Source organism: Bordetella genomosp. 13 (genome assembly GCF_002119665.1).
Taxonomy (GTDB): Bacteria; Pseudomonadota; Gammaproteobacteria; order Burkholderiales; family Burkholderiaceae_B; genus Bordetella.
The window spans coordinates 456,300-465,591 of record NZ_CP021111.1 but is presented as its reverse complement, the minus strand read 5'-3'; the positions used below and the strand labels follow the sequence as shown (position 1 = coordinate 465,591).

Sequence of the window (9,292 nt, the reverse complement as noted above, 5' to 3'; positions counted from 1 at the left end):
GGAATATCAAATAAGGATTCAAAAAAATCAACAACACCAAACATTCAAAAAGCCGGACATGCGAAAAACGCACGTCCGGCTTCGACGACAGGGCTATCGCTTAGGAAGCGATAATTACCCAATCATCATTGCGGGCGACCGCGGTTCGCGCACTCCGTCGGGTGACCGACCGCCAGTTCCAGGCTGTTGCTCTGGTCCACGAAGGTCTGGCGAACCGCCGTCTTCCAGTTGGCCGGCAGCGGCACGAAGCCGTGCGTACCGATCGCGGCATCCCACGTGCCAGCCGTGCCGTACAGGGTGGCCAGCATGTCGCGGATGTCGCTGGTGTCCTGCGTGCTGACGTAGCACTGGCTCAGAATCAGGTTCGTCGACGCCACGATGGAGTAGCCCGAGGCCGGGTTGGCAATGGAAATACCCCAGGCCAGCGGATTGGCGCGATTGGCCGGCGAGGGCGGCGCGAGCGTGCCGACGGCGGTCTGCACATTGGCGGGCGTCGGAAGCACGCCGTTGACGCGGGCCACTTCGGCGTTGCTGGACTCGTTCACGAAATCCGGGCTCACGTAGCCGATGGAGTACGGGGTCGCGTCGACCACCTCGACAATGCCGGCGCTGCCGGTCGTACCGAGCGAATCGCCGGCTACGAAATTGGACGGCAGGGCAGCCTGGTTGGGCAGACCCAGAGCGGTCCAGAACACATTGCTGACAGAGGGGAAGTCCGAGGCCGAACGATTGTTCAGGTGGCGAGCGAAGATCTCGGTGGTGCCGCTGCCGTCGGGACGATAGACGACGGTGATCGGCTGGTTGGGACCGCCGACATCGCTCCAGTTCGTGATGCGGCCCGAGAAGATGCCAGCCAGTTGCTCGCTGGTCAGATTCAGGTTCGTCACGCCCGACACGTTGTAGGGCACCGTGACCGAGGTCAACACGGACGGGATCTGGATCAGAGGACCGAACGCGGCCTCGTTGTTGGTCGCGTAGTTGTTCGCTTCGGTGGAGCTCACCAGCGAATCGCTGCCAGCGTAGTCGACGGTGGTGCCCGTGGGCAGACCGAACTCGGCGGGATTGTTGTTGAAGAACGCGCGCTTGCCGGCGCCGCTTCCGACGCCGATGTAGTCTTCGAAGCTGGTGAACAGGTCGTTGTACAGAACTTCGGGCAGCGTCGCACCGCCACCGACCACCTGGGCGGAAGCCGCACCGGCGCCCATCATCAGACCAGCGGCGACCACGGCCGACAGCATCTTCATTTTGAACACGGATTTCATGAATGTTCCTTCAAAGCAATTTGAGTTGAGATCAAGGAAGCGAACCAATCATCGAAATGGGCGTCATTATTGGGACCTTTCATCCGCGACGCCCATGGCCCTTGCGCGGGCCATTCATCGCCGCTTTTGGCGATACGTTCATCTTCCAGATAATCCATGACATTCCGAAAATCAGTATTACCCCAACTCTCAAATCAAAATACCCAACATGCTTTGAGTCCACCGTTAATTCATCAAAACAACCCCGAGGGATTACCTTCGATCCCTATTAGATTATTTACCCAAGTGCCTGTTTTTCTTAAGGACACGCGCACATCAACACATAAACAAAGCAAAAATCAGACGGCAAAACGTGGCAACTCTTACATGACATGACAGTCATGTTTGGAACTTCGATTCCGGAAGTTTCCCAATATGGTGTTCCAGACGCTTTTCCTGCAGCCTTTCTCGAGCATCGAAGCAGCCTTTCATTCCGGTTGCCCAACTTCGCACCGGACATGCAGCGAACGAAGCAAGCATCTGCCCCAGACGAGCTGGAAACATAGCTTGACGACGCGGACCGGACTGCTACGCTGTTCGGCCCGCCATTGCAGGATCAGGTCGACCTAGTGCGAAGACGGCCCGGCACTTGAAAACCCGCCGGCTTTTTGCAGTCAGAGTTGTTACAGGCACGGGCTCGTGGGCGCGCCATGGCAGGATCACGGCAACGAATCGCGGCCGTCCGCGGTGCTACTGCACCATCTGATTGATTTCCATGATCGGCAGCAACACCGCCAGCACGATCATCATCACGACCCCGCCCATGCCAAGAATCATCATGGGCTCGAGCAACGCAGTCAGGCGCGACGCTCGCCGCTCCAAATCACGTGCCAGATTCGTCGCCGCGCGATCCAGCATCCGAGCCAGCTCTCCCGTCTTCTCCCCACTGGCCGCCATATGAATCAAGTTCGACGGAAACACCTTCTGCACGCGCAGGGCCGACGCCAGCGGCGCCCCCTCCCTCACCCGCGCGGTCGTGTCGACCACGCATCGCTTGAGCCGGTCATTGCTCATGGTGTCGCGCGCGGCGTCCAGGGAACGCAGCAAAGGGACGCCCGCATCCATCAGGATGGCCAGGGTCGAGGCGAACCGCGCCGTATTGGCTCCCAGCACATATCTGCCCACCATCGGAATACGCAGCAGCCGGCTGTGCCAGCGCAAGCGCCTGCCGCCGTCCCGCAACGACCGGCGCCACAACGCAAAAAGGCCAACCAGAGACCCAGCCGTTATCGCCCCCCATTCCTGCACGAAGTGGCTTGCGGCCAGCATCACCTGCGTGATCGTCGGCAGATCCTGCCTGGCCTGCGTGAACGCGCTGACCACCTGCGGCACTACGTAGCCCAGCAGGAAGATCACGATGCACACCGACACGAACGCGATCACGCCCGGGTAGATCAACGCGGTGATCATCTTGCTCTGCAGTTGATCGCGGTTCTCGAGGTAGTCCGCCAGTTTTTCCATCACGCGGGCAAGATCCCCCGAATCCTCGCCCGCGCTGATCAGCGCGCGATAGATGTCGGGAAAATCCCGCGGCCGCTCGCCCAACGCGTCGGCAAAGCGCATGCCGCCGCGCACGTGATTGCATACGTCGGTCAGCGCCTGCGCCACCGCCTTTTTCTCGGCCTGCTCGATGGTGGCCGTCAGCGCGGCCTCGAGCGGTAACCGCGCGCCCAGCAGGCTGGCCAGTTCGCGCGTGGCCCAGCACAGGTCGCTGGCCGACAGCTTGGGGCTGAACCACGAAAGGCCCGTGCCGGCCGGGGCTTCACGCACCTCGAGCGCGGTCAGGCCGCGCTCGCGCAATTGCAGGCGCGCGGCGCGAGAGGACTCGGCCTCGATCGTGCCCGACTGGATGGCCCCTGTAGCATTGGCGGCGTCGAATTGGAAACGCGGCATCACGACTCTCCGTCGTCCCGGGTGACACGCAAGATCTCTTCGGGCGTGGTGACTCCCGCGTCGATCCAGCGTTGGCCATCCTCGCGCATGCTGCGCATGCCGCGGCGCCGCGCGGCGTCGCGCATGGCCTGCTCGTTGCCGCCATCGTGGATCAGGCGGCGGACTTCGTCGTCGATGACAAAGAGTTCATGGATGCCGGTGCGCCCCTTGAACCCCGTGCCGTTGCAGTGGGCGCAGCCCACGGACTGCCAACGCACCGAACCATCGGCCAGTGTCACCTGCTGGCGGCATTCGGGGCACAGTCGGCGCACCAGGCGCTGGGCCAGGACGCCCAGCAGCGAAGAGGCCAGCAGAAAGGGCTCGATGCCCATGTCGGTCAGCCGGGTCACGGCCGACACCGCGTCATTGGTGTGCAGCGAGGCCAGCACACCATGGCCCGTCAGGGACGACTGGACCGCGATCTGCGCGGTCTCCAGGTCGCGGATCTCGCCGATCATGATGTTGTCGGGATCCTGCCGCAGCGCGGCACGCAACGCGGCGCCGAAGGTCATGCCGATCTTGCCGTGCACGGGTATCTGGTTGATGCCGGGCAGGTCGTACTCGACGGGGTCTTCCACCGTCAGGATGTTCTGGGTCGACTTGTCCAGCTGCCCCAGGGCCGCGTACAGCGTGGTGGTCTTGCCGCTGCCGGTTGGGCCGGTGACCAGCACGATGCCGTGCGGCTGGCGGATCAGGCGCGTCAGGCCGTCCAGGGTGTCGGGCGCCAGGCCGAGCTTCTGCAGCTGCAGACGGCCCGCATCCTTCTCGAGCAGGCGCAGCACGGCGCGTTCGCCATGCACCGTGGGAACGGTGGAGACCCGCACGTCGATGGGGCGCCCGCCCACGCGCAGCGTGATGCGGCCATCCTGCGGGATGCGCTTCTCGGCGATGTCCAGCTGCGACATGATCTTGATGCGGGAGATCAGCGCGGCATGCAGGGCCTTGCGCGGGGACACCACGTCACGCAGGGTGCCGTCGACGCGGTAGCGCACCACGGAGTGCGTTTCAAAGGCCTCGAAATGCACGTCGCTTGCGCCGTCGCGCGCGGCCTGCGCCAGCAGCGCATTGATCATGCGGATGACCGGGGCGTCGTCCTGCGCGTCGAGCAGGTCTGTCACCGCCGGCATGTCCTGCATCAGGCGTTCCAGGTCGACTTCGGACTCGGCGGCGCCCACCACCGCGGCGGCGCTGCCGGCCTCGGCATAGGCATTGGCCAGCAGGGCGTCCAGGTCGGCGTCGCTGGCCTCTTCCCAGGCGGTGGCGCCGGTCTGGCGCATGGCTTCGGCCAAGGCCCACCCCGGCGTGCGTGCGCCGACGACCAGGCGTACGCCTTGCGCGTCGTCGGCCTGCGCGACGATGCGATGCGCGCGTGCCCATGCATGGGGCAGCCTCGCATCGGCGCGCACGGCCTCGCTCATTGCGTCACCACGATCTCGGGCCGGTAACCCAGCTCGCGCAGTACGCCCACCGCGGTATCGACCGATTTCGCCTCGCGCGGCAGGTCCACGCGCACGGCATAGCCGGTGCCGCCCGGGCCGGTCACGACATAGGCCGGCATGCCGCTGATGCGCACACGGCGCGTGATGCGCACCGCCTCGTCTTCCTGAGTAACGTCGGCGATCTGCACCACGGTCTTGTTCGACTCGGACGTCGCGTACAGCGTCGCCGGATCGCCGGTCACGCCGACGTTCGAGGGCAGGCGCGATCGGGTCTGCGGAGGTTCGGGCTCGGCCTGACGCGGCGCCTGGCGGCGTTCGCTGGACAGCAAGGTGGGCGGCGCCGGCTGATTACGGGTCCGCTCCCATTGCTCGGGACGCAGGTCCACGGATGAAGCGGCGGGGCGGCCGGCGACCGGCACGTCCAGCGGCGGCAGGATTGGCGCGGTCATGTCCCGCAGCAGGGGGTTGCGGCCGGGCTGCGCGTGGCTTTGCTGTGTGCGCATGAAGTTGTAGCGGTCCTGCGTGAGGCCCCTGCCGGCGTGGGCGTCGCGGATCACGTAGGGCCGCAGGAACACCATCAGGTTGGTCTTGACGCGCTGGCGGCTTTGATAGCGGAACAAGGCGCCCAGCACCGGAATGTCGCCCAGCACCGGCACCGCGTCGGTCCTGTTGCTGACGCTGTCTTCCAGCAGTCCGCCCAGCACCATGATCTGCCCGTCGTCCAGCAACACGCTGGTGTCCAGCGCACGCTTGTTGGTCACGATGCCCGATATGCCGGAGTTCTGCGTGTCGATACTGCTGACCTCTTGATAGATGTCCAGCTTGACCGTTCCGCCTTCGGAGATCTGCGGCCGTATCTGCAGCTTCAGGCCGATGTCCTCGCGCTCGACGGTCTGGAACGGATTGTCCGAACCGCCGCTGCCGGACGTGATGTATTGGCCGCTGACGAAGGGCACGGTCTTGCCCACCATGATGGACGCGGCCTCGTTGTCCAGCGTGAGTATGTTGGGCGTGGACAGGATGTTGGCGCCGCCGCGCGTCTGCAGGGCGCGGGCCAGCACTTCCAGGTTCAATATCTCGCCCACGCCGGGAAGGTTGATGGTGCCGTCGATCACGCCCACATTGAGCCCGCGCGGCAACAGGTCGATCGTGTTCGTGGCATTGACGTTCAGTCCCGCTCCGCCCAGGTTGGTGCCGCCGAACACGCGTCCGCCGTGACGCATCCACTGGATGCCGAGTTCGGCCGCGTCTTCTTCCACGACTTCGACGATCAGGCTTTCCACCAGCACCTGCGCGCGCCGCTGGTCCAGCAGATCGATGACGCGCCGCAGGCTGCGATACATGGGTTCGGGCGCCGAGATGATGAGCGTGTTGGTGGTGGCATCGGCCTGGACCGTGACGCCATTGGCAGAGAAGGCGGTGCCCGTGCCCTGCCCTGGCGCGCCCTGCTGTCCCGTCGCGCCGCCGGTGCCGGCGAACCTTTGGCTGCCGCCCGTCGTCATGCTGCCGCTGGCGGACGAGCGGTTGTTGCTCGAAGCGCCCGCGCCCTGTGCCGACGTGTTCGCCGCGCCGGCCAGGCCCGCGCCGCTGGACATGCCGCCCGCTCCCAACGCGGCGCGCGTGCTGTCGGAGCCGCCCAGCGCGTTCTCGCCGGACTCGCCGGTAAGCAGGCCGCGCAGCACCTGCGAGAGATAGGTGGCCTGTGCGTTGCGCAGATAGACGACGTGCAGATTGCCGGGGTCTTCCTGCGCATTGTCCAGTTGCAGGATCAGGTCGCGCGCCAGCGAGGTCAGCGACGGACTGCTGGAGCGGATGACCACGCTGTTGGAGCGCGGATCGGCCAGCACCGCGATCTCGCGCCGGGCTTCCTTGCCGCCTTCCTGAAGCAGCTCCATGGCGAGGCCGGCGATGTCCACAGCCACGCCGTTGTAGACCTTGACCACCGCGGTGTCGAGCGACGTCGGCGTGTCGATGCTTTCGATGATGCGCCCGAGGCGATCCAGATTCTCCACGTAGTCGGTGACGACCAGCGTATTGTTGGCGGGGTAGGCGGCAATGCTGCTTTCCGGCGCGATCATGGGCTTGAGCACCGCGAGCATTCCTTCGGCGCTTTCGTACGCCAGGCGGAACGTGCGCGTCTGGACTCCCGAACCGGGATCGGGCTCGTCCACGCCGCCGCCCTGCAATTTGGCATCGGCCACGGGCACGACGCGCGTGACGCTGCCCACGTCCACCAGCGCGAAGCCGCGCATGCGCAGCGCGGCGACCAGCATGCGATGAGCGGTGGCCGCATCGATCTCGCCATCCGACACCAGGGTGATCTGCCCCTTGACGCGCGGATCCACCAGGAAGTTGCGGCCCAGGAAGCGCGACAGCGCGGTGATGACCGACTGGATCTCGACGTTGTCGAAGTTGAGCAGCACCTTGTCCCGCGCGTCCGTGGCCGCGCCACCGCCAGCGCCTGGCGGCGGTGAGGAAGCGGGACGCGTTGCCGCGCCGCGGGTGCCGGACAGCGGCCGGATGACGCGGCCGTCGCTGGGACGGGACGTCGAAGACGTAGCCGGCTGAGGACCTGACGCTTGGACAGGGCTGGTTTGGGCCGCTCCATCCTCGGGCGCATTGCTGCTGGGCACATAGGTCCCTTCGCGAAACAGCGGCGCCTCCTTGTCGGATGTCGCGCAGCCCGCGACCATGACGCAGCAGCTCATCACGGCGATGCCCGTGAGACGTAGAGGAATGAATCTCATGGTGCGGGTCCAGCCTGTAGGGGCGCGTTGGCGAGCACGGTTGCGGATATGTGGGTGCCGGCGCCATCCTGAGGCGCGTCGATGCGCGCAAGGGTCGCCTGGGTGATCGGCAGATCAGCGGGGGGCAAAGTGAGCAGCCAATGAGTCAACTGCTGGGCGTCCACGGACTTGAAGGTGATGCGCAATGCCGATGCCTCTTGCGTCAGCGTGTAGGTGCCCGTCAGTCCGGCGGCATCCAGGCTTGCACGCACCCGCGAGATGGGATCGTCGTTTCCGTTCCCGGACGGTGGCGAAACCGGGCGTATGCCTGTCTCGGCCAGCACCGTCTGCAGCGCAGCCGCCTGCGACCGCAGCCGCGGCATCTCCTGATCCCAGTGACGCAAGGCGTCCAGGGCTGGCTTGACGAGCAATAGCCAAGCCGCGGCGGCAACGACGACGATGGCCAACAGCACTACCTGCCTGCGCTCGCGTTCCGAAAGGCCGCGCCATTGCGCGACTAGCCGCGACGCCGCGGGCTGCAGTCTTGCACGAACTTTGTCGCGCATGCGGCTCAACCACATGGAGCGAGGTAGCCGCATGCCCGATGGACGGCGCAACGACAAGCCAGCGGAGCGGACCTTCATCGCCGCGGCTCCGCAGTATCTGCCTGGCCGTTCGGCGGGCCGCTCTCCTTGGCGCCATCGGCCGCCACAGTGAAACGAATGCCGTCAGGCTCCGCCTGCACGCCCACCCCGCGCTCCTGCGCTTGAGACTGAAGACGCTCGAGCTCGCCGGCAGGCAGCACCGCACCCTGACGCCACTGGACATGCAACGTGCCGGCTTCGAACGTCACTTGCCGTACCTGGCCGGAACTCTGTGTCAGCAATGCCGCTGACGCCCGCAACAGGCCAGCGATCTGGCCAACTTCATCCAGGTCTCCGGTGCCCGTCCGGCGCGCTTCGACAAGCTGCCGAGCCTGCTGCAATGGATTCAGCACCACCGAAACCTGCGGAAACGCGGCCTTCACTTGCTCGGCCATCTGGCGCGACAGCTGCCGGCCCTGTTCGGCAACGCGGCTGGCATGGAGGTTGAGCGCCACGAGCCACACTGCCGCCACGGCCAGGCCCCAACCCAGGGCAGGACGCATCCACGCCCTGTCGGCACTCGATCCCTGCCGGGCCACGGGGAACGCCCAGTTCCATGCCGTGCTGCTGCCGGAAGGCGGGGCCGCCTCGCCGTCCACCGCGCTGCGGTCTTCGGAATCTGTCGGCCAATCGCTCCAGTAGACGGCCTGAACGGCAGGCATCGCGTCGCGCAGTTTCTGCTCGCACAGTTGGCGGGTACGCTCGGCCGCAGGCAGCGGCAACAGGTCGCCGCTGTTCGCGCCGCTGCGCACGATCAACCAGCCGTCCAAGACGGCAACGCTGGCGCCGTCCACGTCTGGTGGCAAGGGAAGAAATGCGGGAGGAGGCAGCACGGCTGATGGCGCGGGCATGCCGTGACGCTGCAAGGCTGCCAACCAGTGGCTCATCACTGCGGTGGGCATCCACGCCACCGGTACCCGCCCGGAAGCGTCTTGCGCGCCGTAAGCGATGAGCAGATCACCCGACGGACCGAGCCCCATGAGCTCGACGGCGCCATGAACGCCCGCGCGCAGCCGCTTGGCCGGCAGCGGCGGCAGTTCGAGTTGCGCCATCGACACGTCGACCGGATGCGGACACACTTCAAGCCGCCTGGCTTCATAGCTGGCGGCGACCTCGGCCAGGCCGCGATGTGCCGCGCCCTGCCAGCGACCATCGCCAACCTGCCAGGCCGCGTGCACGGTCACCGCTTGATCGTCCTGGCCTGTCTGCGCGGCGGGCAGGACCACGCGCAAGAGTGGCACCTTCCTGCG

General features: G+C 65.9%; 7 protein-coding genes. All 7 read right to left on the bottom strand.

Features of this window, described 5'->3' with window-relative positions; all coding sequences use genetic code 11:
• Window positions 1–125: 125 nt before the first annotated feature.
• Window positions 126–1,262, bottom strand: coding sequence for a substrate-binding domain-containing protein (locus tag CAL15_RS02140; RefSeq protein WP_198299125.1), 1,137 nt, complete (start codon window positions 1,260–1,262; stop codon window positions 126–128).
• Window positions 1,259–1,420 (bottom strand): hypothetical protein, encoded by a 162-nt coding sequence (locus CAL15_RS24305; RefSeq protein ID WP_157666575.1) that lies wholly within the window; start codon window positions 1,418–1,420, stop codon window positions 1,259–1,261. The genes CAL15_RS02140 and CAL15_RS24305 overlap by 4 nt, the downstream gene beginning before the upstream one ends.
• Window positions 1,421–1,991: 571 nt before the next feature.
• Complete coding sequence (gene gspF, locus CAL15_RS02135) at window positions 1,992–3,194, bottom strand: type II secretion system inner membrane protein GspF (protein WP_086077126.1); 1,203 nt, start codon at window positions 3,192–3,194, stop codon at window positions 1,992–1,994.
• A complete protein-coding gene (gene gspE, locus CAL15_RS02130; protein WP_086077125.1) occupies window positions 3,194–4,651 on the bottom strand; it encodes a type II secretion system ATPase GspE in 1,458 nt (485 codons plus the stop codon). Before gspE ends, gspF begins: the two co-directional genes overlap by 1 nt.
• Window positions 4,648–7,419, bottom strand: a complete 2,772-nt coding sequence (gene gspD / locus CAL15_RS02125; protein WP_232468100.1) for a type II secretion system secretin GspD — start codon at window positions 7,417–7,419, stop codon at window positions 4,648–4,650. Before gspD ends, gspE begins: the two co-directional genes overlap by 4 nt.
• The gene (gspM, locus tag CAL15_RS02120; RefSeq protein ID WP_086077124.1) at window positions 7,416–8,042 is read right to left on the bottom strand and encodes a type II secretion system protein GspM; all 627 of its coding nucleotides are present in this window, start codon (window positions 8,040–8,042) and stop codon (window positions 7,416–7,418) included. The genes gspD and gspM overlap by 4 nt, the downstream gene beginning before the upstream one ends.
• Window positions 8,039–9,268, bottom strand: a complete 1,230-nt coding sequence (gene gspL, locus CAL15_RS02115) for a type II secretion system protein GspL (protein ID WP_232468196.1) — start codon at window positions 9,266–9,268, stop codon at window positions 8,039–8,041. The genes gspM and gspL overlap by 4 nt, the downstream gene beginning before the upstream one ends.
• Window positions 9,269–9,292 lie beyond the last annotated feature (24 nt).

What these genes read in the sequence shown, in the direction of transcription:
- gspF (WP_086077126.1), bottom strand. Translation starts at nt 3,194, where the DNA reads ATGCCGCGTTTCCAATTCGACGCCGCCAATGCTACAGGGGCCATCCAG.
- gspE (WP_086077125.1), bottom strand. Translation starts at nt 4,651, where the DNA reads ATGAGCGAGGCCGTGCGCGCCGATGCGAGGCTGCCCCATGCATGGGCA.
- gspM (WP_086077124.1), bottom strand. Translation starts at nt 8,042, where the DNA reads ATGAAGGTCCGCTCCGCTGGCTTGTCGTTGCGCCGTCCATCGGGCATG.
- CAL15_RS02140 (WP_198299125.1), bottom strand. Translation starts at nt 1,262, where the DNA reads ATGAAATCCGTGTTCAAAATGAAGATGCTGTCGGCCGTGGTCGCCGCT.
- gspD (WP_232468100.1), bottom strand. Translation starts at nt 7,419, where the DNA reads ATGAGATTCATTCCTCTACGTCTCACGGGCATCGCCGTGATGAGCTGC.
- CAL15_RS24305 (WP_157666575.1), bottom strand. Translation starts at nt 1,420, where the DNA reads ATGGATTATCTGGAAGATGAACGTATCGCCAAAAGCGGCGATGAATGG.